This window comes from Gammaproteobacteria bacterium, assembly GCA_040183005.1.
Lineage (GTDB): Bacteria > Pseudomonadota > Gammaproteobacteria.
In genome coordinates this window covers 537123-559477 of record JAMPIW010000007.1, presented here as the reverse complement: position 1 = coordinate 559477, position 22355 = coordinate 537123, and the positions used below count along the sequence as shown (strand labels likewise).

Sequence of the window (22355 nt, the reverse complement as noted above, 5' to 3'; positions counted from 1 at the left end):
TCAGGGCAGCTCGATGAGATTCCAATATAGATTCAGGGTGCCAATTGCCTCAATGAATCTTTCCGGCTCCACGGGCTTCAAAATGTAACCCGCGACGTTGAGGTTGTAGGCCGCCACCTTGTCGCGTTCCTCATTTGAGGTGGTCAGCACCACCACACTGATATCGTGCAATTCGGGATCGGCACGCAGTTCATGCAGGAACTCGATGCCGTTCATGCGCGGCATATTGAGGTCCAGGAGGATGATGCGCGGCTTGGGGATGATCTTTTCCACCCCGCCCGTACCGCGCAGCATGTCCAAGGCCTCCAGGCCGTTCCCTGCATGAAATAACGGGTTGCAGATATTGGTCTTCTTGAACGCCCGTTTGACGTTCATGGCGTCGACTTCGTCGTCTTCCACCAGGAGTATATTCACCGAATTGTCTTTCATGCATCCTCCTTTTCTTCGATTAACTTGGGCCAAGTGAAGCGGAATGTCGCTCCTTGTCCCACCTCTGATTCCAATGTGATATGCCCGCCCACGCTCTCCACGATCTTCTTCACCAGGGTTAGGCCGATGCCGGTGCTATCGACCTTGTCGCGAGCGGCGAGGGTTTGGAATATGACGAACACCTTCTCGTGATACTCGGGCGCGATACCGGGACCGTCGTCGGTCACCGAGAACTCGTAAAAATCGCCTTTATCCGCAACGGAGATGGCGGCGCGGCCATCCTCACGGGCGCGGTATTTGATGGCGTTGCTGAGCAGATTGCCAAAGACTTGGCTGAGGCGGACTCGCGCCGTGGGAAAGCGCGGCATATCGGGGCCAATTGTGATGGTGTAACCCGCCGGAACGGGCAGGCCGTCGATGATGTCATTGAGCAGAATTTGTGTATCGACGTCTTCTAGCTGCGCAGTCACTCGGCCAACCCGCGAATATTCCAGCACGCCATTGATCAGACCCTCCATGCGCACTACCCGACCCCGCAGCAGGTCCATCTGTTTGCGGGTATCTGGAGGCATCAGATCACACAAGTCTTCCTCTATCCACTGCGAAAGATTGGCAATGGCGCGCAGCGGCGCCTTGAGATCGTGCGAGATTACGTAGGCAAACTGGTCCAGCTCCTTATTGGTGCGCTCCAGTGCGTGTGTTTTTTGTATCAAGGCCTCTTGTGCCTGTTTTGTGCCGGTAATGTCCTGCGCCACCAGCACAAGCCCCTGGATGTCGCCGTTGTCGTTGCGCAGCACGGCGACGGAAAACAGCATAGGCCGTAGCTGTCCATCCTTTGTGCGGTAAATCGTTTCCGCGCTCTCATCCACGGCAGAATTCGCATAGTCTTCGGCATGAAAGCCCGGCAGGAAATCATCTTGCACAACCACACTGGCGGGTTGTCCCAGCAGTTCTGATTCCGTATAGCCCAACAGACGCAAGGTGGCCTGGTTTACGCGCACGATGTGACCACTGGCATCCAGCACAATCAGGCTGTCCAGCATGGAGCGGATGACGTTGTCCAAAAAGCCCTTGGATACAGTCGTCGTGCCCAGCTCTTGAGCCATGGTGTTAAAACTTTGCGCCAGCGTCCCTATTTCGTCACTGGAACAGATGTCGACGCGCACGCCCAGGTCACCTTTTCCCAAGGCCAGGGCGGCGTCCTTGAGGGCGACGATGGGTCGCGACAGGTTGCGGGCGATGAGCACACCCAGAGCCAGGGCGAGGAGGAGGGCCAGCAGGGCTGCGAGGACGATGGTCTGCAGATATTGATGGATGGTGGCATCGACATGTTCACGCTCTTCCGCTATCTCCTTCTTTTCCTGATCCAGGATTTGATCGGTTTCATGGAAGAATGCCTTTGCTGTGTCTGTCATGCGGCTCTTTGCTTCCAGGAGCGACGTGCGACGCGCACTGCTATCCCGGGCGGCTATCACTTCGGCACTGCGGGCCTTGAGTTCGGTTGCGCGCTGGCGGATGCGGTTGGCCTGCGCTGTCTCAGCCGGAAACTTGCGACATATCAGGTCGGCGTACTGGTCGATTGACTGGTCTAAGGGAGCCAGGGCCTTGTCACGCAGCGCCACTATTTCTGCAGTTTCTGGATCCCGTCCGAGACCATTACCCCCTTTACCTAGCGTCCTCAAGTATAGGAGTTCAGTGGTGGCGCTGGTGAGTTGGAGTCCATAGTAGCGTATGTTTTGGATGGCTTGCGCAGCGGGGATGGTGTCATCAAGCAACCGTTCGTAGGTGCGCTCTGTTTGCCGCGTGCCCCAATAGCCGGCATAGCCCACCGCCGCGACGAAGCCGGCGATGAGGCAATATCCCAACATGATCTTAGGTGCGATCTTCATGTCCAGTACATCCTGTGTTTGGTGATGACCTTGGCTTGTCAGGCAGGGCCGCTGCTTTTGTTTAGCGGCTCGGTGATAAAATTATTTAAGGGAACACGGATTAATTCCTTTATTTCACACCAGAAGCTCCTTTCATTTCTTCATGATGCACCTTGTTTTCAGGAGGCCGAGCAACTTGGAGATCCGCATCGCCTCAAGTTTTCTCATCGGCATCCGTTACCGAGGCGTTGCCCCCTCGATTTATTGCATGGGCTGGGGCGCGGAACGCAAATGTTTGCACAACATTCAAGGAGCACGGACGATGAAAAAAGGTATCGTGGGGTTAATGCTATTGACCGCCGGCCCGGTAGGCCATGCCGCCGAACCAGCCACAGCGTCGACTCGTAGCAGTGAGGAGATGTCGCTGTTCTTCGACGACGAACAGCTGGTCGGCATCGCCACCAGGCACCTGCAGAAGATCGACAAAGCACCGGCCATCGTATCGGTGGTGAGCGGTCAAGATATCGAGAACATGGGGGCACGCAATCTTCAAGATGTGTTGCAACGCATCCCCGGTTTTGCCATCACCATCAACACTTTTGGCCGCTACGAGGTCGCTGTGCGCGGTGTAAAAAAACTTGACAGCAACCATGTCAAAATACTGGTGGACGGGCATGCAGTGAACGACGACTACAGTGGCGGGGCCAGCTGGATTTTCGACAGCCTGAGCCTGGTCAACGTCAAGCGCATCGAGATAATCCGCGGCCCCGGGTCTGCGCTCTATGGCGCCAATGCCATGGCGGGCGTGATCAACGTCGTGACCAAGGATGCCGGCGACATCGATGGGGTCAGAGTTACAGCGGGATTCGGCAGTCACACCACGACCCACGCCAACCTCCAGGCAGGCAAGCGTTTCGGCGACCTCGCCATCGCGAGCAACATTGATCTGTTCCACACCGATGGCCCGAAGCTGTTCGTGGCCAGCGACAAGTTCGGTGGCTCGGGAGACACCAAATTCGATCAATGGCGCCTCGATGCCGGCTTCAAGGCCTCTTATCAGGACTTCACCTTCAATACGCGCTATATCAACCGCAAGCGTGGCCCCTACATCGGGGTAGCGAGCGCACTGGGTCCGGACAGTCGCGGTGACTATGCACAGTACTTCACCGAGCTCGGCTACCAGCGCCAGCTCAACAAGACCATGCATCTATCGGCCAAAGTCTACATGGATAAGGTGTCACGTTTTTACAACTATGCCCAGATATTACCCGCTAGTGTCTATCCGGCCCCAGGCGGCATGATCGGCGTACCCGAGGGCATGTTCGGGGGGCATGGGGCCGAGGTGGCCATGGACTATCAGTGGACACCCACCAACCTACTGACCAGCGGTATGGTGATGGAAAATCGCAAGGCCGGTAACGTATCGCATCACGCCAACTTCGACGCCAACATGACCTCGCCCACCTTCCTGTTTCCCCTCGGGTCTCTCCAGGACGTCAGTAACGGCGGAAACTGGCTCGATGAGTCCAAGGCCAAGCGCCGCGTCTGGGCCGGTTATGCCCAAAACGTGTGGCAAGCCTCCGAGACCTTGGGCGTGACACTGGGTGTGCGCCACGACAATTATTCCGATTTCGGTGGCACCACCAACCCGCGAGCAGCGGCGGTGTGGCAGTTTGCCAAGGATTGGGATACCAAGCTGCTGTATGCCACCGCGTTCAGGGCCCCGGCCTTCGATGAGCTCTATCTGACCAACAACCCGGCCTATGTGGGCAATCCAGATCTCAAGCCAGAGAAGATGAAGACTCTGGAGTTGAGCCTTGGGCACACCTATCAAGACCACACCAAGGGACGGCTGACCTATTTCAATAACAGTTACCAGGAGAAGATAGGGATTATCTCGTCGGGTCTCGGATATCAAATCGTCAACAGAGGCGGTGCCAACATCCAGGGTTTGGAGCTGGAGATGCAACACCGCTTTACCCAGGGTAGCGAGATCTACGCCAATGCCACCTACCTAGACACCAAGGACAGCGACAGCCATGCCTCACTGGCGGATGTAGCCAAGCGCATGGCCAATGTGGGCGCTAATATCGTTGTCATACCGAATGTGAGCGTCAACGCCAACCTGCGCGCCACCAGTGGTACACCGCGCGCCTTGAGTGATGCCCGCCAGGCGGTGACGGGTTATGGTGTGATGGATGTGGCCGTCAACGTCAAGAAGCTCACAAAGGGGCTCGATGTGCGCGCCGTGGTGCATAACCTGTTCGACAAGAAATACGTCGATGCGGCCGCGATGGGTGGTGTCATCAGTGACTATCCACGTGATAGGCGCACCTTTATGTTGGAGCTCGGTTACAAGCTGTAGGCGCAACCGTTATCGAGCCGCAGCACCCCGCGCGCTGCGGGCCGGCCGTTTCCATGACGACCGGCCCGCGGTTTTTTTGTGCTGGGGGGCTGTGCCAGGTATCGCTGTTGCGTTGACATGAGTTCTTGGGAGGAGAGTGGCCCATCATCGCGGATCGCGACCCGTGGTATCACAGGACTGCGAATCATGAGTACCACTGAGACAGATGAGCCCGCTGACCATGAAAAAGTCTATATAAATTATACTGTCAATTAAAAAAATAAGCGGTCAACTGCCGTTTCCAGGATTATGCTTACCTGGCTCCTTAGCGTGTGCTGACGGGTGGCAGGTTATGCGGCCGACGCCGGTTCATCGTATTTCCCACCGTCCTTCGGCCAAGTGAAGCGAAAGGTCGCGCCGCGACCCTCGTCCGACGCCACGCTGATGCGCCCCCCATGCTCCTCGACGATCTTCTTGACCACGGGCAGACCCACGCCAGTGGTCTCCATCGTGTCCTTGGCGTGGAGTGTCTGGAAGATCTCGAATACCTTGCCGTGAAATTGCGGCGCAATACCGGGGCCATCGTCGGTCACTGTGAATATCCACTGATCGCCACCGTCTTCGCTGCCTACCTCGATCCGGCCTTCGCTGCGGTGATGAAAGCGGATGGCGTTACCGATGAGTTGAGCAAATACTCGCGCCAACGGTTCCGGTACTGTCTCCACTCGTGGCATATCCGTGGCCACCGCAATCGTGAATCCAGGAGGAACCGCCAAGGTCCCGATGACCTTTTCGACCAGGGCACGGCTATCAACGATTTGTGGCGCGGCGCTCGAACGTCCGGCACGGGTGTATTCGCGCAGGGCGTCGATAAGGTTTTCGGCGCGCAGCACCCGCGCCTGTAACAACTGCATCTGCGTCCGTCCGTCGGCGGACAGCAGGACGCCGATGTCTTCCGCGATCCAGCTGGCGAGGTTGGAGATGCCGCGCAGCGGGGTTTTCAAATCATGCGCTGCCACGTAGGCGAACTGATCCAAATCGCGATTGCGTCGCTCCAGCACGGCATTGTTGCGTGCCAGCTCCGCAGTACGTTCGGCGACGCGGCGTTCCAGCCCATCGTGCGCTGCACGCAGCGCCTGGTCGCGCTCGCGGATTTGCGCAATCATGCCATTGAAAGACGTGGCGAGTTGCGCTACCTCGTCATTACCATCGACGTCTATGCGCTGCGTCAGATCGCCTTGCCCGACCGCCTGCGTAAGTTGGACTAACTGCGCCAAGGGTCGCGTCACGCCGTTCGCCAACAGATAGGCGATGATGAGGCTGAGCGGTAGAAACAGCGCCAAGATCACCAGCGCCGCCACCAGGGCTTCCTGTGTTTTAGCGTGTATTCCCTTAAGCGACAGGGTAAGAGTGACATAGCCGATGAGGGTGCGACTGGCGGTACTGGGCGCGACGGCCGTGTCGTCCAGCAACAACGCCTCATTTTCGAGTGCCTTGACGGTCACAACCGGGGCCCAGAACTGATAGACCGGAACCCCCTTTAGAGTTATCTCACGCCACACCGGCGCGAGTTCGCGCGCCATTTGTTGTCGAACGGCATCCGGCAAAGGTAACAGCAACTGACCGGAGGCGCCCGGCGCGGTGACCTGGCGGATCACCGCAGCGTGTGCATCCAGCGCCGCCACTGCTACCATGTCGGGTTCGGCCAAGGCGCCCTCCATCACCGGGGCAAGAAAGCCATCGTTACCCGTCAATACGCCCAGCTCGCTGGCTCGGGCGAGACCGCGCGTCACGGACAGGCCGCGATCCGTGATCTGCTGTTGCAGAGAGGTCGCACGCTGGTACACCGAAGCCGCTGTAAGTGCGCCAGCCAGCAGTACCATCAACACTGCCACAGCCCAAAACACGCGGGCACGGATGCCCTGCAGCAAGCTTTGGCGGAGTCTGGCCCCCAGCGTGACCAGTGGCATAGGCATGGCAGTCAGTGTCGACACTAGCGGTAGACTACAGTGGCGGTGTCGATCACGTCTTGCGGCACGCTGATCCCCAGACTGGTGGCACTCTTTAGATTGATCGACATGGCAAGCTTACGCGGCGCCACAGAGGCCAATGGCGCGGCCGGGATACCGTCCAGCAAGCGGATCGCGAGTTCGGCGGCTTGGCGCCCGATGTCTTTCGCATCGAACGACAAGGCAAATAACGCGCCCATCTTGACGTACTTGTCGGCGATGCCGATAACGGGAAAATTATTACGCAGCGAGAACAGCATGAGAAACTTTAACGACTCCGGTGAAATCGCCGTGGCATCAGGCACCATCCACATGACATCCGCCTCGCCGCGTAGCGCGGTATAGGCGTCGATGGCCTCTGCGGCGGACTTGATGGGACGATCCACCAGCGTCATGCCCAAGGCACGGGCGGCACCGCGCGCCTCGTCTACCAGCGCCTGCGAGCGACCCGGGTCATAAACCACGCCGACCTTCTTGGTCCCCGGCCGAATCTTGAGCAGGGCAGTGAACTGGGCATGCGCGGGAACATTCATCGACAGTCCCGCGATGCGTGCGCGTTCCGGCGCGGCCATGCCCGCCAGTGCCGCACCGGGATCAAGGACAAAACCGTACACCACAGGGACAGTATTGACATGGCGTTTGGCTAGCGCGAGGGCATCAGTACCCAATGACAACATGATATCTATCCTGTTCTTACGCAAACCTTCCTGTAATGCGTTCTCAACACCGTCGCCCGGGGCCAGCACGTACTCGGTGACCTGACCGCTGAACTTCTCTTTGAATCCCGCCACTGCCTCTTGGTAGGGCAAAATATCAGCGGCCTTGATAATCGCAACCTCGGCGGCCACTCCTGAACCGGCCAATCCGCATCCCACGGCGAGCCAGAATAGGCGGAAAATACGGTACCGTGCGCCACTACACCCGATTGCTGGCCTGTCCGCTCCGATGCTGTGCATATCCCTATCCGTGCCCATTCCTGTGTCATTCACCGTCTTGTCCCGATTCGCATCTTGCAATGATGCGGCAGGCGGGCTAGCACCGTTGGCCCTCACCAGTGCCGCGCCTCTGAAAAGGCGCACACTGTTGATTATCGGCGGCTAATAGAACGACTTTAATCAGAGGCTTTGTCAATTTGCTGCCATCACGCGAAAAGTCGAATTAAAAACGGTGCAATACGCTCCACTCATTGACAAGCTATGCTTGCGCACGCTGGCGTGTTCAGTCAGAGACCACTAGTGTCGTGAATCATAAATATCGAAACAAGATAAAATGAATGGATTTTTTCGCAAGGCAAGGCGCGAGGAGGCTACAATAGCCGACTCTATGGCAACGACGAGCAACGCCGCCATGCGGAAAAAGACGCCATTTTATGTTTCGATATTTATGATTCACGACACTAGCGCTGAGCGGAACTTGTATCCTTGCGCTTTTCAGCCGAGACATTACCGCAAAACTCGGCCAGTGGGACAAGTACTCGTGCGAGAGCTTTGTTGGCCGCAATTACGCCGCCATAGGGATCATCACTGGGAGCTGGTTCAGTTGCATCGAATTCACGGGTGCCGAGCACCTTCCCCTCTGCAACATCCACAACCTGTGCGCGTAGCGTGAGGCGTACTTTGCTTGGGTTCGTGGTGAAATCCTGCTGCAGGCGAATGAGTTCACTGTCCAGTTTTAAGTCCGTCACTATGGAATTCGGCGACTCCACCACTGCAAGGAAGTGGCCGCTGCGCTCTAACGCTCTGACCAAATGAGGCGCGATCATACGTGCCGGGGCATCTACCCATTGGTTCCTTGAGAAATAGGATAACTCCAGCGGCTTGTTTACGTATGCCATGCGCGAGGTGTCGAAGCCAGGCATGGCGCGTGGCGCGCTGACCGCTATCGTGAGAGCATCAGACCTTGCGGCGTTTGCAAGAGGCAGCTCGGGATTAAGCGAAAACGTGGTGATCGACTGCGGCTTCACCGGTTGCAGCGACGTGCATGCCACGAGCAAGACCAGGCATGATGTGAGAAGGAGGCGTCCCGTGATCCAGGAGTGATGCGATCTAGGCATGATGGTTTCTCTTCTTTTTACTCTCCAGGCCCCGGCGGCGGAAGCTCTTTCCCCCTCACCAGCATTTCCGGGTTCCGTTCCAATTCGTCTATTACCCGCCGGGCAGAGGTGGTTAGCCCCTGCATATCCATGAGCAGCGTCTGTAACTCAGGCAACGCTTCCCCTGTAAATCGATGCATGTCACTTCCCATACTCTCTGCTGTCTGGCGAGTGCTAACACTCGCACGGCCGACCTCCACTGCCATTTTTTCCATAGCATCGGCACTCCGGCCCATCCGCCCGATCAGGCCCGTTAACTCTGAACTCGCACGGGCGCTGTTCTCTACGGTACGCCCCGCATTGGTCAGCATAGCGTTGAGCGTCTCTCGCTGTGAGGCGATCTGGTGGGACAAAGCAGCAAGATCAGTGAGCGTCTGGCTCAGCATACGCTGGTTTTTCTCATCCAGGAGTGTGTTGAGATTCTCCGACGTCCGGTTGAGATTGGTCAGCAGCGTGCTTACCCCGGTATCCAGGCGCGCCAGGAAGGATTTCCCGCTCTGGATCACCGGTGGCTCACCATTTATTGTCGATGTGAGCATTTGTGCTTCATGACTTCCGCCCTCCAGCTCCACATAGGCGATTCCGGTTAATCCCTGGAGCCTCAACATGGCCCTGACATCGGTCTTGATGGGTGTGCCGCGTTCGATGGCCAGCTCCAGACGCACTTGCTCTGGGTTTGCCACGTCTAGGGATATTTTCCGTACCAGACCAACTTCAACGCCCCGGTATTTCACTGGCGCATTGAGGCTCAGTCCAGATACGGATTCAGTCATGTACGTTACGTAAAGGTCATAGGTTTTACCGTACTGTTTGCCGGAGGCGAACCAAAGCACGCCAGCGGCCAATGTAGCCATCAGCGCCAGTACAAATAGCCCGACTATGGCGTAGTTTACTTTCGTTTCCATGCCTGGTTCCGCGCTGTCCGCCCCCGTGGCCCATAGAAATACTCACGAACAATAGGATGCTCCGATTCTGATAGCTCTTCCATCGTCCCTACCGCGAGCACACGCCTGTCACCCAATATCGCGACACGGTCCGCAACACGCCACAACAGGTCGAGATCGTGGGTCACCAGCATAATGGTCAAACCCAGGAGTTCTTTCAAGTGCCGCACCAACTCATCGAACCCGCTCGCGCTCGAAGGATCAAGTCCCGCCGTGGGTTCGTCAAGGAACAGCAACTCCGGATCGAGCGCAATGGCACGCGCCAGCGCCGCGCGTTTCCGCATACCCCCGCTCAACTCATTGGGATACTTGACACCGGCGCTCGCCGGTAAACCGGCCAGTGCGATCTTGAGGGCAGCCAGGTCATCGGTCAATTCGTCGCTTAGCTGCATGTGTTCGCGCAGCGGCATGCCTACATTTTCCGCAACCGTCAGCGCGCTGAACAATGCACCGCGCTCGAACATGACACCCCAGCGTCGGCGCAGCGGCAAAGCCGCTTGATCGTCAAGCCCAACCACCTCCTGGCCGAATACCCGTATCGAGCCCGACACAGGGCGTTGCAGCATGATGATCTCTCGCAGCAAGGTCGACTTGCCAGAGCCGCTGCCGCCAGCCAGGGCAAAGATCTCCCCGCGCCTGACCTGCATGCTCAGGTTCTCATGCACCACAGCGTCGCCGAAACGGGTGCACAGGTCTGTCACCTGAATGATGGGCTGTTGCGCTTGCTCCGTTTCGTTCATATTATCCTAAAAGCCTCAGTTGGGGTCGTAGCGAGAATGACTAAGGTGCTGAAGATGGGCGAGAAAATCGCAAAATATTCCGCAGCCGTAGCCATCCGCTACGGTGAGGATAGATTTTGCGATTTTCTCGCGCAGATTCGGTGCATTAGGCATTCGCAGTAGGCTCCAACTGAGGTTTTTAGGATTATAGATCCAGCCAATTGAAGACGACGGAAAAAAGGGCATCGGCGACGATAACCAGAAAAATCGACTGAACGACACTGACCGTGGTCTCCCGGCCTACGCTATCGGCACTGCCACTCACCTGAAAACCGCGGAAACAGCCGACCACGGCGATGATGGCGGCGAATACGGGCGCCTTCCCTACCCCGACCAGATATGACGACAGAGTAACAGCATCACCCAGACGATTCAGAAAATCGCCGTACCCCACATTTAATTGAGTTTTTGCCATTACCATGCCACCGAACACGCCGAGGACGTCTGCAAAGACGCTGAGCAGCGGTAACGCAATGAGCAGCGCCAGGAGCTTTGGCAACACCAGCTGTTCGATTGGCGAGATGCCAATGGTGCGCAGGGCATCGACCTCCTCCGTTATCTTCATGGTACCAATTTGCGCCGCATAGGCGGATCCAGAGCGGCCTGCGACAATGATCGCCGTAAGCAGAGGGGAAAGTTCGCGCAACATCGACAAACCAACCAGATCCGCGATAAAAATACTCGCACCATAACGGCTTAACTGCCCTGCCCCCTGGTAAGCGATTACGATCCCCATGAGGAATGAAAGCAACCCTACGATGGGCAACGCATAGAAACCTGAGGTCTGAAGATTATATAAGACAGGACGCCAGCGAATGCGTCTTGGCTGGAATATGGCACGCATAAGCGTGAGCGCTGTTTCGCCCACGAAGGAAAGCATTGCTAAAATATGCTCCCAGCGCTCCCACGCCAGGCGCCCGATTCGCTCCAGGATTACTGGCCGAGCAACCGTGGCCCCATCAGCCTCCATCGTTTGAGCCTGAATGATCTGCAGCAATGACTGAAATTCGGGACGCAGGCCTTCCAGTTTCACGTTGTGGCCTGCCCGTTCAAGCGAGCGAATGGCACGGTGCAGCAGCCAGGCCCCGGCTGTATCCATCGCCGTAACCGCAGAACCATCGACAATCACTTGCGCGCTGGCGGGCCATGTCATAGTTGCAAATTGCCGTTCCAGATGCCGCGCTTCGCGAATCGTCCAAACCCCACTGCAACGCACCTCATGAGATGATGCAACAACTTGGGCGGCAGGACTGGACGGGGAATAAGAGCATTGCTCGGTTGTCATCGACTCGTCACCTTAGCCAGGTCCGTCCCTAGGGTAGAACATGAATTTTTAGAAGGATTGAAAACGATTATAGCGACTATGGAGTGTGTTAAAATGAAAATTGAAGTGGCGTATGTCATCTGTGCTGTAAACAGCGGTGGAGACCAAGGTGTGACAGCAACCAGCGACGATGATAATGATCTGCGGAACCCCGCACGGCGCGATTTTCTTGGTACAGTGACAGCAGCGGTAGCAACCGCTGGTGCCGTGACGGCCTGCTGGCCCTTCATTAGCAGTATGAACCCGAGCACAGACGTGCTGGCGGAGGCAAATACCGACGTCGATCTGAGCAGCATCGCTACCGGCCAGATGCAAACCGTCGCCTGGCAGGGAAAGCCCATTTTCATCCTGCATCGCACACCCGATGAAATCGCCGCGATGGCCGCATCGAATGGCGGCAAGGACCCGCAACCTGATGGGCAGCGCGTTAAAAATCCGCAATGGTTGGTCGTGATAGCGCTGTGTACCCACATGGGTTGCATCCCCAACAAAAATTCCGAAGGGTGGCTCTGTCCCTGCCATGGCAGTGTCTATGACAATAGCGGACGCATTCTCAGTGGCCCAGCGCCACGCAATCTTGACATCCCTCCCTATACCTTCGCTAGCGCCGACAAGATTGTGATCGGCAAGTCATAAAGGGAACCACCCATGTCCAACCGTGTCATCGCATGGATCGACCAGCGCTTTCCACTCAGCTCATTCATCAAGCACGAACTTACCGAATATCCGACGCCCCGCAACCTCAGCTACTGGTGGAACTTCGGTTTTCTCGCTGGTTTTGTGCTAGTTCTGCAGGTGGTGAGCGGCCTTTTCCTGGCGATGCACTACAAACCGGACACGGCTCTCGCTTTCGATTCCGTGCAGCACATCATGCGCAACGTTAACTACGGCTGGCTGTTGCGCTACATGCATTCAACAGGCGCTTCGGCCTTTTTTGTGGTGATCTATCTCCACATGGCACGCACTCTATACTATGGGTCTTATCGTGCGCCACGCGAACTGATGTGGTGGTCTGGCCAGATCATATTGCTGACGATAATGGCGACCGCCTTTATGGGCTATCTGCTACCGTGGGGACAAATGTCATATTGGGGCGCTCAAGTGATTACCGCCCTGTTCGGCGCAACACCCTTCGTCGGCGATCAGATCGTGATCTGGCTGCGGGGCGGCTTTGCTGTCGGCGACCCTACGCTCACGCGATTTTTTGCATTGCATTATCTGCTTCCTTTCGTGATCTTCGCCATGGTATTCATTCACCTTATCGCGCTGCACAGCGTGAAGAGCAGCAATCCTTCGGGCATCAACCTTAGAGCCAAGGACAACATCCCCTTTCACCCGTATTTCACCATTAAAGATTTCTTCGGACTGGGCATATTCCTTATCGTTTTTTGTGCCTTCTTGTTCTTCAAGCCTGATTTCTTCATCGAAACAGAAAACAATATTCCTGCAAATCCTTTGCATACGCCCGCCCATATAGCACCGGAATGGTATTTCCTACCATTTTACGCCATCCTGCGTGCTGTACCTGACGCCTTGGGTGGAGTCGTTGCCATGGCGCTGTCAATTCTAATCTATGGTGCCCTGCCTTTCCTGGACCGTTCAAAAATACCAGGAGGAGCGCGTTACCGGCCGATCTATCGATTCCTGTTTTACGTATTCGTGCTGGATATCATAGTGCTTGCCTATGTGGGTGGCCAGCCGCCGTTGGGCTCTGTAGTGTCTATCGACCGAATTGCCACATTTATCTATTTTGGCATATTCCTGATTCTGCCTTTCGCCTCCATCTGGGAAGAACGCTGGCTGCGCGCACGCGGATTGCCGCCCGCTGTGCAGGAAATCCTTGCCAGCGAAGCATCCCAGCGCGGCGTAGGACAGTGAGTACGATGCGTCTTTCTCGTTATAGTCTGCTATTCATGCTTATGTTGCCTTGCATGGGCGCATGGGCCGAACCCACGAAGCTTGCCGATGTCACCATCCCGGATAACCCTGAGGTACTGAAACGTGGCGCGCAGACCGCCGTCGGCACCTGCATGGGTTGTCATGATTTGAAATATGTCACCTATCACGACCTGCTGGCGTTAGGATTTACGAAACAAGAGGTCGACGAGATGCGTGCCGACAGTGCCCTGGGGGCAGCCCTGATCAGCCAAACACCCCCCGAGGCCAGCCTGGCCGCCTATGGAAAAATACCACCGGATCTCTCCTTGATGGCCAAAGCTCGCGACGGAGGGCCGCGTTATATCTACACACTGCTTACCAGCTTTTACCAAGACTCCGCCGGAAACACCAATAACCGGCTGTTCCCGGGTGTCAAAATGCCTGACATCCTTGGCGCAGGTAGTGCAAATGATCCTGCTGCGCGGCATGAGCTGCAAACCAAAGCCACCGAGGTGGCGGCGTTTTTAAACTGGGCAGCAGACCCCCATGCCAATGAACGTCGTCATCTTGGCTACTACGTCATCAGCTATTTGCTAGTTCTTACAGGATTGCTCTATCTGCTCAAAAGAAAGATTTGGCGCCGTCTTGCGCCGACGCCCACGAAATACGCCACCAAAGCCGATCTCTAACGCCTGTTACACTGCACATGGCTTTTTCAGGAGCTTCAAGAAAGGTTTCCATGGCAAAGCACCGAAAAAAATCTACGGCTCATGTATCCTGAAAACCGTGCCCGTGGCGCCATGTTAGCCATCGCCGCCGCCTTGATGTTCGCCGCCATGGGCGCCACCATCAAAACAGTATCAGCGCATCTACCCAATGAAATGGTGGTGTTTTTCCGCAATTTCTTTGGCTTTCTCGCCCTCCTCCCCTGGCTATTGCGTGGTGGCGTCAAGGCGTTGGCGACACAGCATTTTGGTTCGCATTTGATGCGCTCGCTGGCCGGACTGGCGGCAATGTATTGCTTTTTCTATGCCATTGCTCACCTGCATCTTGCCGCAGCGGTGCTGCTAAATTTTACCGCGCCGCTGTTTACGCCTTTTATCGCCCTGCTCTGGCTGCGCGAGAAAGTGGGACGTGTACTGTGGGTGGCGATAGCCGTGGGATTTGCCGGAATTACGCTGATTCTCAGGCCCGGCATGGGGCTATTTTCGCCAGCCACCTTGATCGGCCTGGCCTCGGGCGCACTGGCGGCGCTCGCAGTGGTCAATATCCGGCGCATGGCAGAAACCGAGCCGACTACACGCATCGTGTTTTACTTCAGCACTATCAGCATTGTGGTGTCCGCCTTACCTCTGCTGTGGGGCTGGCGGACGCCCGAGCCAACACTATGGGGCTTATTGGCCGTTGCAGGGATATTCGCCACAGCGGGGCAGTTGCTGCTCACACGCTGCTATGCCTTGGCGCCGGCCGCCTTCATTGGCCCTTTCACCTATAGCGCGGTGGTGTTTGCCGCACTTTTAGGCTGGATGTTGTGGGGCGAAAAACCGGATGCTTTGACTCTGGCAGGAGCGCTGCTGGTATGCCTTGCGGGAATCATGGCGCTACGGCGCGAGGGGATGGCCGCCGCAGCGATCAATGGAAGCAAATAGGCCTGCTCTATTTCCGCAGCATACCCTGCAAATATTTCCACACGTTGTCCAGAACCCTTGGTTGGGCAGCGGCAGCAGGATGCAAGCCGTCACCCTGCATAAGCGAGAAATCGGTGGCGACACCTTCCAGCAGGAACGGTACGAGCGGAACGCGGTAGCGTGTGGCAAGATCCACGTAGGTCTCATGGAACTTCTGGGTATAACTCAGGCCATAGTTGGGAGGCAGACGCATTCCCACCAACAGCACCTGGGCATCACCCCTGCGGCTCTGTTCGATGATGGTGGCGAGGTTGCTGCGCATTTCATCCAGTGGCAGGCCACGCAAGCCGTCGTTGGCGCCCAGCTCGACAATCACAATGGCCGGCTGATGGATTTTCAGGACTTGCCCGATGCGCGCCAGCCCACCGCTCGTGGTTTCACCGCTGATGCTGGCGTTGATGACCCGGTAATTGCGCGAGCGTTCGGTGAGGCGCTGTTGCAACAAGGATACCCAGCCTGAATTTTGATCTATGCCATACCCTGCGCTTAAACTGTCACCCAGCACTAAAATAATGGGCGCAGGCGCCGCACTACTGGAGAATGGAATTGCAAAAAAAATCAGCAACAGGAGTCTATTGAACATGCCCGATGGTTCCTCTTACCCGATCGTGCGGGCGGAAAATTTAGCCAAGCAGGTCAACAGCCCGGAAGGTGAGCTGGTGCTACTGCATGACATAGATCTTACCATTGTACCGGGTGAGGCCGTGGCGATTATAGGCACCTCGGGTTCCGGCAAGTCCACCTTGCTTGGGTTGTTGGCAGGCTTGGACACCCCGAGCCGCGGCAAGGTATGGATTGATGGCACAGACTTGTTCGCACTGAATGAGGATGGCCGCGCCCGCCTGCGTGGGGCGATGATCGGCTTTGTCTTCCAGTCGTTTCAACTGCTGCCCAATCTCACCGCGCTGGAGAATGTGATGCTGCCGCTGGAACTCGCCGGGCGAGACGACGCGCGTGATGCGGCACGGGCAGTGCTGGCACGCGTGGGGCTGGACGCGCGCAGGAATCACTACCCCAAACAATTGTCGGGCGGTGAACAGCAGCGTGTGGCGATTGCGCGCGCCTTCGCACCACAACCGAAGTTGCTGTTCGCCGACGAACCGACCGGCAACCTCGACCGCGCCACTGGCAAGCGCGTGGCCGATCTGCTGTTCGAAATCAATCAGGAACTGGCCACGACCCTGGTTCTGGTGACCCATGACGAGACACTTGCGCGGCGCTGCAACCGGCGTCTCGAACTGGAAACTGGCAGATTGAAGGTGGAAGCATGAACACACTCGCGCTGGCCATGCGCATGCTGCGGCGTGACTGGCGCGCCGGCGAGCTGCGTGCGCTGGCGCTGGCGCTCATCGTCGCTGTTACCAGCGTCACGGCTGTGGGGTTTTTCACAGACCGCATCGACCAGGCGCTGCACCGTCAGGCTAACGACCTGCTGGGTGCGGATCTGTTGATCGCCTCGGATCACCCGCTGGCAAATGAGCTGCGTTCAATCGCGCATCAGAATAATCTACGCAGCGCCGAAACACTGGATTTCCCCAGCATGGTAGTCGCGGGCGAAAAAACCCATCTGGCGGAAATCAAGGCGGTGAGCGATGGCTATCCATTGCGGGGGAAACTGCACATCGCGCCGCAGCGCTTTATGCCCGACGCACCCGCCTCCGGCATCCCCCAGCCGGGCACGGTATGGCTGGACGCAGGACTGCTTGCCCCGCTCGCTATTGCGGTCGGCGACCGTATCAGTGTGGGTGAGGCGCAGCTCACTATCGCGGCGGTGCTTACCCGCGAACCCGCACGGGGCGGTGATCTGTTCAGCATCGCACCGCGCCTGATGCTCAATCTGGCCGACCTGCCCAACACCCAACTGGTGCAGCCTGCCAGCCGCATCCGCTACCGGCTGCTGGTGGCGGGCGAGGCAATTAATATTGCGGCCTACCGCTCCGCAATCACGAAACATTTGAAACCAGGCGAACGCATCGAAGGCGTGGAAGATGCCCGCCCCGAACTGCGTACCGCGCTGAACCGCGCGCAGAGCTTTCTCGGCCTGGCGGCGCTGGTCAGCGTGATGCTGGCGGGCGTCGCCGTAGCCATTGCCACGCGCCGCTTCATGACACGCCATCTCGATAATTGCGCCATGATGCGCTGCCTGGGGGCGGTGCAGGCGGACATCACACGCATTTACGTATACCAGATTCTTTTTCTGGGACTGGCCGCCAGCCTGGCCGGCTGCATGCTGGGCTATGCGGCACAGGGTGTGCTGGCACAGGTGCTGGGGACAATGGTGACCGCCGAACTACCGCCGCCCTCATTGCAGCCTGTGGTATTCGGCGTGCTCACCGGCATGATTACCCTCACCGGCTTTGCCCTGCCACCGCTGCTGCATCTCAAGCGTGTGCCACCGCTCCGTGTATTGCGGCGCGACATTGGTGCCCCCCCGGCAAGCAGCCTTGCTGCCTATGGATTTGGAGTAATGGCGCTGGCGGCACTCATGCTATGGCAGGCTGGAGACCTTAAACTCGGCGCTTACGTACTGGGAGGAACCGCTGCCGCACTGCTAGTGCTCACCGTATTCGCCTTGGCGTTGATCAATGCACTGCGCCTGTTGCGCCGCCGTGCCGGTGTGGCGTGGCGCTTCGGCATCGCCAACATCACGCGCCGCGCACAGGGCAGCGTAGTGCAAATCCTGGGTTTCGGCATTGGCATCATGGCATTGCTGCTACTCACCCTGGTGCGCGGCGACTTGCTCAAGGACTGGCAGAAGAGCCTGCCTGCCGATGCACCGAACCGCTTCCTTATTAATATCCAGCCTGATCAAGTGCCTGCCATACACACCTTTTTGGCGCGAGAGAACGGCACTGAACCCATGCTGTTTCCCATGATCCGCGCACGCCTCATCGGCATCAATGATAAAGCGATATCCGCGAACACGTATACCGACGAACACGCGCAACGTCTGGTATCGCGCGAATTCAACCTGTCCTGGGGCGCACACATGCAGTCCGACAACCAGCTCGTTGCCGGGCACTGGTGGAGTGCCAAAGATTACGGCAAACGTTTCTTATCAGTGGAAGAAGGGCTTGCCAAAACGCTGGGGATTAACCTCGGCGACACGCTGCGCTATTTGATCGGCGGAGAAGAGTTCACTGCCAAGGTCACCAGCCTGCGCAAGGTGGAATGGGATTCGATGCGCGCCAATTTCTTTGTGATGGCACCACCCGGCGCACTCGACGGTTATCCCGCCAGCTACATCACCAGTCTCTATGTGCCGCAGAACAAACCGGACCTGATGAATAAGCTGGTCAAGGCGTTTCCCAACGTCACCGTGATCGACGTGGCCGCGATCATGGCCCAGGTGCGCCTGATCATGGAGCGCGTCAGCCTTGCCGTGGAATACGTGTTCCTGTTTACCGTTATGGCGGGTCTGCTGGTGTTATATGCCGCCATCCAGGCCACGCTGGATGAACGCATCCACGAAAGCGCCATCCTGCGCACCCTCGGCGCGCGGCGAGGACAATTACTGACAGGGCTATTTTCAGAATTCGCCGTGCTCGGCCTGCTCGCCGGACTGGTAGCCTCCACCGCCGCCACACTGCTGGGATATCTATTGGCTACCCATGTGTTTCATCTACCGTTCGCACTGAATCCGTGGATATGGCTAACCGGGATCGTAGGTGGCACGTTGGGCGTGGGCTTGGCAGGCCTACTCGGCACACGGTTCATCTTGCAGAAGCCACCTTTGGAGGTGTTGCGGAACAGTTATTGACCGGCAGCCTATCCGGTTAGAGATTATCTGCTAGCAAGGTGTTCGAAAAGCCGGAGCAGGATCACCTATGCGAAAACAGATAGTTATCGGATGACTTCTGTTTTTGTGAGCACTTGAGACTTATTTGATCTAGATCAAAGGAATATTGTCCATTGCGTGCTAGAGTTGCCCTAAACTTGTGAGACAGGTCTGTCGAGTCACGGCTGAACGCCAAGATTACCAGACTCAAACCTTGGACTGCACTCTTGGTGGGGCAGCATGTGGAATGGCCAAGTTAAGAAAATGAAAAATAAGAAACCAACAACTCAAATCAGACATATTTTCTCGTGCCTGTACTGCTGGATATATGAGGGTTCAAAGGGAGATACATTATATTTTTCATGACACGGAGGTAACGATATGAATAGGTTAACGACTATGATATCGGCCGGGACACTCGTTGTGATCCTAGCTAGTGGATGCGCCACCCAAGAGCAGGCAGGAGGCCTCGTCGGTGGAGCCATCGGGGCTGCCGTGGGCTCCACTGTTGGTGAGGGCGGTGGACGCATCGCCGCCATTATTCTTGGAACCATGGCCGGTGCCATGATAGGCACTCACGTGGGACAGCACATGGACGAACATGATCGCATTCGAACGGCACAGGTATTGGAGCAAAACAGGACCGGGCAGCAATCCACTTGGCGCAACCCTGACACGGGTAGCACCTATACAATTACTCCTACCCGCACGTATGACGTCGAGCAGAGTCCATGCCGCGAATTCACTATGAAGGCCAATGTAGGAGGCAAGCAGGAAGACGTCTTTGGCACCGCTTGTCGCCAGCCGGATGGCGCTTGGAAGATCATTAAATAACGGCACAACAAATAAATATGTAGGGTGCGTCCTACGCACCCTACGATCCTATTGTTGGTTTAGAAGTGGAATCACCTTCACAAAATCTCCGCCGCGTGATCGGCCAGGCGTGAGCGTTCTCCGCTCTTAAGGGTGATGTGCCCGCCATGAGCCCAGTCCTTGAAGCGGTCTACAACGTAGGTAATGCCCGACGTAGTCTCGGTGAGATACGGCGTGTCAATTTGTGCGACGTTGCCCATGCACACAATTTTAGTGCCGGGGCCGGCACGTGTGATGAGGCTTTTCATCTGCTTGGATGTCAAATTTTGCGCCTCGTCGATAATGACGTATTTTTTCAGGAAGGTGCGGCCACGCATGAAGTTCAGGGAATGAATCTTGATGCGGTGACGCAGCAGATCGTTGGTCGCGGCGCGGCCCCATTCACCGCCATCGGCGCTGGAGAGCACTTCCAGGTTATCCATTAACGCGCCCATCCAGGGCACCATCTTTTCCTCTTCTGTGCCCGGCAGAAAACCGATATCCTCGCCCATTGGCACGGTGGCGCGAGTCATGATGATCTCCTGATAACGGCGCTCATCGAGCACCTGGGCAAGGCCCGCCGCCAGCGTCAACAACGTTTTACCCGTACCGGCGTTACCTAAAAGGCTGACAAAATCAATCGCCGGGTCCATCAGCAAGTTGAGGGCAAAGTTCTGTTCGCGATTGCGCGCGTTGATGCCCCATACGGCGTGGTGCGCACTGCGGTAGTTGATGCAGATCTCGACAGTAGCAGTGTCGTGCTCAATGCTGCGCACGATGCCTTCAAAACCATTCTGTGCACCGTCATGCACCAATTGGTTGGGATACCACTGCGCGATGTCCGGCCCGGAAATCCGGTAAAAGGTACGTCCCTCTTCCTTCCAGGAGGTCAGCTCCTTGCTGTGCCGGTCCCAGAATTCCGGTTCGATCTCAACCTGGCCTTTATACAGCAAGGTGAGGTCATCGAGCACCTGGTCGTTTTGATAATCCTCGGCCGGGATGCCCAGCGCTGCGGCCTTGATGCGCAGATTGATATCTTTGGAAACAAGGATAACTGTCGCGTCGGTGTGCTTGTCCTGGAGCGCCAAAACGGTTTCGAGTATGGTGTTGTCCGGCTTGTTGCCCGGCAGGCTGGGCGGTAGGTCGTGCGACAAAATCTGGGTTTGAAAAAACAGGCGCCCGCTTTCGAAGCTGGCGTTAACGGAGGTAGGCAGCTTGAGGCCCGCCTCCATACCTTGCTCCAAACCACCACGCATTAATTCTTCCATGAAACGGCTGGCCTGGCGGGCATTTCTTGCCACTTCAGAGGGGCCGCGTTTGTTGTTATCAAGCTCTTCCAACACCATCATGGGCAGAAAAATATCGTGCTCCTGAAAGCGGAAGAGTGCTGAGGGATCGTGCATCAGGACGTTGGTGTCCAACACAAAAAGACGTTTTCCGGTGACTTTATTTCTTACCATGGCCTTGCCCCTTCATTGATTAAAACAACATAAGGTGTAAAACGATGCGCCAGATAAAGTGCTCTATTAACTTTATCGGCAATACGAAAATATTTGCCACCTCACAAAACCCGCCGAGTCCGCACATCCACCCAATCGCGCAAGTGATCGCCAAGAAGATTGACGGCGAGCACCACCAGCATCAAGATTATGCCCGGTGCCAGCACCATGTGCGGCGCAACCAGCATGTAGCGCGTGCCGTCGCGGATAATGCTGCCCCACGAGGCGGCTGGCGGCTGAACGCCCAGCCCCAGGAATGACAGACCTGCTTCGGCGATGACTACACCCGCCACGGCGAAACTGGCCTCGACGATTAGTGGCGCGAGGGTCAACGGGAGAACATGACGCATGACGATACGCGCATGCCTCACGCCCATCGCCACCGCTGCCTCTACATGCAGGCGCTGCTTGATGGACAACACCTGGGCGCGCGCCAGCCGTGCAAAGCCAACCCAGCCCACCGTGCTCAACGCGATGATGACGTTATCGACGCCTGGCCCCATCAGGCCGGCCATGGCGATGGCGAGCAGGATGCCGGGGAAGGCGAGGAAGATATCGATGATGCGCACGATCACATGATCCCACACGCCACCCACATAGGCGCCGACCGTACCGATGGCGGTGCCCATCAGTGCTGAAATCATCACAACCCACAGCGCCACGAAAAATGAGGTGCGCGCACCAACGACAAGACGATCCCACAACGGACGGCCCAGATCATCGTAGCCCAGCCACGCATCCGTGCCGGGCGAGGCAAGTATCCGGGAAAGCTCGATATGATCGGGCTGTAAATCCAGCAGCGGGCCGAACATGGCCATGCCCAACCACAACAGCAAGATACCCAGCGGCAATCCCAGACGCATCACCCTCA

The 22355-nt window shown here is 57.0% G+C and carries 20 protein-coding genes; 8 read left to right on the top strand and 12 right to left on the bottom strand.

All coding sequences use genetic code 11. From position 1 onward, the window contains the following. A complete protein-coding gene (locus M3A44_08500) occupies window positions 1–429 on the bottom strand; it encodes a response regulator (protein MEQ6341684.1) in 429 nt (142 codons plus the stop codon). Continuing rightward, complete coding sequence (locus M3A44_08495; protein MEQ6341683.1) at window positions 426–2318, bottom strand: ATP-binding protein; 1893 nt, start codon at window positions 2316–2318, stop codon at window positions 426–428. The genes M3A44_08500 and M3A44_08495 overlap by 4 nt, the downstream gene beginning before the upstream one ends. 301 nt (window positions 2319–2619) lie before the next feature. On the opposite strand from M3A44_08495, the gene M3A44_08490 reads away from it, so the two are divergent. Beyond that, window positions 2620–4662: a TonB-dependent receptor gene (locus M3A44_08490; protein MEQ6341682.1), complete on the top strand. Its 2043-nt coding sequence runs from the start codon at window positions 2620–2622 to the stop codon at window positions 4660–4662. 329 nt (window positions 4663–4991) lie between these two features. Here M3A44_08490 and M3A44_08485 read toward each other — a convergent pair whose 3' ends face one another. The 7 genes from M3A44_08485 to M3A44_08455 all read right to left on the bottom strand — a co-directional run bounded on the left by M3A44_08485 (window position 4992) and on the right by M3A44_08455 (window position 11750). Then, window positions 4992–6617, bottom strand: a complete 1626-nt coding sequence (locus tag M3A44_08485; GenBank protein ID MEQ6341681.1) for an ATP-binding protein — start codon at window positions 6615–6617, stop codon at window positions 4992–4994. A gap of 17 nt (window positions 6618–6634) precedes the next feature. Further along, the gene (locus M3A44_08480; GenBank protein ID MEQ6341680.1) at window positions 6635–7702 is read right to left on the bottom strand and encodes an ABC transporter substrate-binding protein; all 1068 of its coding nucleotides are present in this window, start codon (window positions 7700–7702) and stop codon (window positions 6635–6637) included. Between the two features lie 344 nt (window positions 7703–8046). Continuing rightward, on the bottom strand, window positions 8047–8703 hold the full coding sequence (locus M3A44_08475; protein ID MEQ6341679.1) for an ABC-type transport auxiliary lipoprotein family protein: 657 nt from the start codon (window positions 8701–8703) through the stop codon (window positions 8047–8049). Window positions 8704–8720: 17 nt separating this feature from the next. Next, on the bottom strand, window positions 8721–9647 hold the full coding sequence (locus M3A44_08470) for an MCE family protein (GenBank protein ID MEQ6341678.1): 927 nt from the start codon (window positions 9645–9647) through the stop codon (window positions 8721–8723). Then, window positions 9632–10426, bottom strand: a complete 795-nt coding sequence (locus M3A44_08465) for an ATP-binding cassette domain-containing protein (GenBank protein MEQ6341677.1) — start codon at window positions 10424–10426, stop codon at window positions 9632–9634. Before M3A44_08465 ends, M3A44_08470 begins: the two co-directional genes overlap by 16 nt. Window positions 10427–10441: 15 nt before the next feature. Then, window positions 10442–10579, bottom strand: a complete 138-nt coding sequence (locus tag M3A44_08460; protein ID MEQ6341676.1) for a hypothetical protein — start codon at window positions 10577–10579, stop codon at window positions 10442–10444. Between the two features lie 31 nt (window positions 10580–10610). Then, a complete protein-coding gene (locus M3A44_08455; GenBank protein ID MEQ6341675.1) occupies window positions 10611–11750 on the bottom strand; it encodes an MlaE family lipid ABC transporter permease subunit in 1140 nt (379 codons plus the stop codon). Between the two features lie 93 nt (window positions 11751–11843). On the opposite strand from M3A44_08455, the gene petA reads away from it, so the two are divergent. The 4 genes from petA to M3A44_08435 all read left to right on the top strand — a co-directional run bounded on the left by petA (window position 11844) and on the right by M3A44_08435 (window position 15316). Continuing rightward, entirely contained in the window at window positions 11844–12425 is a 582-nt protein-coding gene (petA, locus tag M3A44_08450; GenBank protein MEQ6341674.1) for a ubiquinol-cytochrome c reductase iron-sulfur subunit, read from the top strand. A gap of 12 nt (window positions 12426–12437) precedes the next feature. Beyond that, on the top strand, window positions 12438–13667 hold the full coding sequence (locus tag M3A44_08445) for a cytochrome b N-terminal domain-containing protein (protein MEQ6341673.1): 1230 nt from the start codon (window positions 12438–12440) through the stop codon (window positions 13665–13667). A 5-nt stretch (window positions 13668–13672) separates the two neighbouring features. Continuing rightward, entirely contained in the window at window positions 13673–14356 is a 684-nt protein-coding gene (locus M3A44_08440; GenBank protein ID MEQ6341672.1) for a cytochrome c1, read from the top strand. Window positions 14357–14437: 81 nt separating this feature from the next. Then, a complete protein-coding gene (locus M3A44_08435; GenBank protein ID MEQ6341671.1) occupies window positions 14438–15316 on the top strand; it encodes a DMT family transporter in 879 nt (292 codons plus the stop codon). 7 nt (window positions 15317–15323) lie between these two features. Here M3A44_08435 and M3A44_08430 read toward each other — a convergent pair whose 3' ends face one another. Then, entirely contained in the window at window positions 15324–15938 is a 615-nt protein-coding gene (locus tag M3A44_08430; GenBank protein ID MEQ6341670.1) for an arylesterase, read from the bottom strand. Here M3A44_08430 and M3A44_08425 point away from each other — a divergent pair. The 3 genes from M3A44_08425 to M3A44_08415 all read left to right on the top strand — a co-directional run bounded on the left by M3A44_08425 (window position 15937) and on the right by M3A44_08415 (window position 19967). Continuing rightward, complete coding sequence (locus tag M3A44_08425) at window positions 15937–16626, top strand: ABC transporter ATP-binding protein (GenBank protein MEQ6341669.1); 690 nt, start codon at window positions 15937–15939, stop codon at window positions 16624–16626. The genes M3A44_08430 and M3A44_08425 overlap by 2 nt on opposite strands. After that, on the top strand, window positions 16623–19115 hold the full coding sequence (locus M3A44_08420) for an FtsX-like permease family protein (protein MEQ6341668.1): 2493 nt from the start codon (window positions 16623–16625) through the stop codon (window positions 19113–19115). Before M3A44_08425 ends, M3A44_08420 begins: the two co-directional genes overlap by 4 nt. Before the next feature lie 399 nt (window positions 19116–19514). Next, window positions 19515–19967 carry an RT0821/Lpp0805 family surface protein gene (locus M3A44_08415; GenBank protein MEQ6341667.1) on the top strand — a complete coding sequence of 151 codons (453 nt, stop codon included), beginning with the start codon at window positions 19515–19517 and terminating at the stop codon, window positions 19965–19967. 77 nt (window positions 19968–20044) lie between these two features. Here the strand turns inward: M3A44_08415 and M3A44_08410 are convergent, their stop codons facing one another. Continuing rightward, window positions 20045–21445, bottom strand: coding sequence for a PhoH family protein (locus M3A44_08410; protein MEQ6341666.1), 1401 nt, complete (start codon window positions 21443–21445; stop codon window positions 20045–20047). A 101-nt stretch (window positions 21446–21546) separates the two neighbouring features. Further along, a complete protein-coding gene (locus tag M3A44_08405; GenBank protein MEQ6341665.1) occupies window positions 21547–22347 on the bottom strand; it encodes an ABC transporter permease in 801 nt (266 codons plus the stop codon). Window positions 22348–22355 lie beyond the last annotated feature (8 nt).

Coding starts and splice junctions, on each gene's coding strand:
- M3A44_08430 (MEQ6341670.1), bottom strand. CDS start 15,938: ATGTTCAATAGACTCCTGTTGCTGATTTTTTTTGCAATTCCATTCTCC.
- M3A44_08495 (MEQ6341683.1), bottom strand. CDS start 2,318: ATGAAGATCGCACCTAAGATCATGTTGGGATATTGCCTCATCGCCGGC.
- M3A44_08485 (MEQ6341681.1), bottom strand. CDS start 6,617: ATGCCTATGCCACTGGTCACGCTGGGGGCCAGACTCCGCCAAAGCTTG.
- M3A44_08455 (MEQ6341675.1), bottom strand. CDS start 11,750: ATGACAACCGAGCAATGCTCTTATTCCCCGTCCAGTCCTGCCGCCCAA.
- M3A44_08435 (MEQ6341671.1), top strand. CDS start 14,438: ATGTATCCTGAAAACCGTGCCCGTGGCGCCATGTTAGCCATCGCCGCC.
- M3A44_08425 (MEQ6341669.1), top strand. CDS start 15,937: ATGCCCGATGGTTCCTCTTACCCGATCGTGCGGGCGGAAAATTTAGCC.
- M3A44_08405 (MEQ6341665.1), bottom strand. CDS start 22,347: ATGCGTCTGGGATTGCCGCTGGGTATCTTGCTGTTGTGGTTGGGCATG.
- M3A44_08460 (MEQ6341676.1), bottom strand. CDS start 10,579: ATGCCTAATGCACCGAATCTGCGCGAGAAAATCGCAAAATCTATCCTC.
- M3A44_08420 (MEQ6341668.1), top strand. CDS start 16,623: ATGAACACACTCGCGCTGGCCATGCGCATGCTGCGGCGTGACTGGCGC.
- M3A44_08465 (MEQ6341677.1), bottom strand. CDS start 10,426: ATGAACGAAACGGAGCAAGCGCAACAGCCCATCATTCAGGTGACAGAC.
- M3A44_08440 (MEQ6341672.1), top strand. CDS start 13,673: ATGCGTCTTTCTCGTTATAGTCTGCTATTCATGCTTATGTTGCCTTGC.
- M3A44_08490 (MEQ6341682.1), top strand. CDS start 2,620: ATGAAAAAAGGTATCGTGGGGTTAATGCTATTGACCGCCGGCCCGGTA.
- M3A44_08500 (MEQ6341684.1), bottom strand. CDS start 429: ATGAAAGACAATTCGGTGAATATACTCCTGGTGGAAGACGACGAAGTC.
- M3A44_08415 (MEQ6341667.1), top strand. CDS start 19,515: ATGAATAGGTTAACGACTATGATATCGGCCGGGACACTCGTTGTGATC.
- M3A44_08410 (MEQ6341666.1), bottom strand. CDS start 21,445: ATGGTAAGAAATAAAGTCACCGGAAAACGTCTTTTTGTGTTGGACACC.
- M3A44_08470 (MEQ6341678.1), bottom strand. CDS start 9,647: ATGGAAACGAAAGTAAACTACGCCATAGTCGGGCTATTTGTACTGGCG.
- M3A44_08475 (MEQ6341679.1), bottom strand. CDS start 8,703: ATGCCTAGATCGCATCACTCCTGGATCACGGGACGCCTCCTTCTCACA.
- M3A44_08445 (MEQ6341673.1), top strand. CDS start 12,438: ATGTCCAACCGTGTCATCGCATGGATCGACCAGCGCTTTCCACTCAGC.
- petA (MEQ6341674.1), top strand. CDS start 11,844: ATGAAAATTGAAGTGGCGTATGTCATCTGTGCTGTAAACAGCGGTGGA.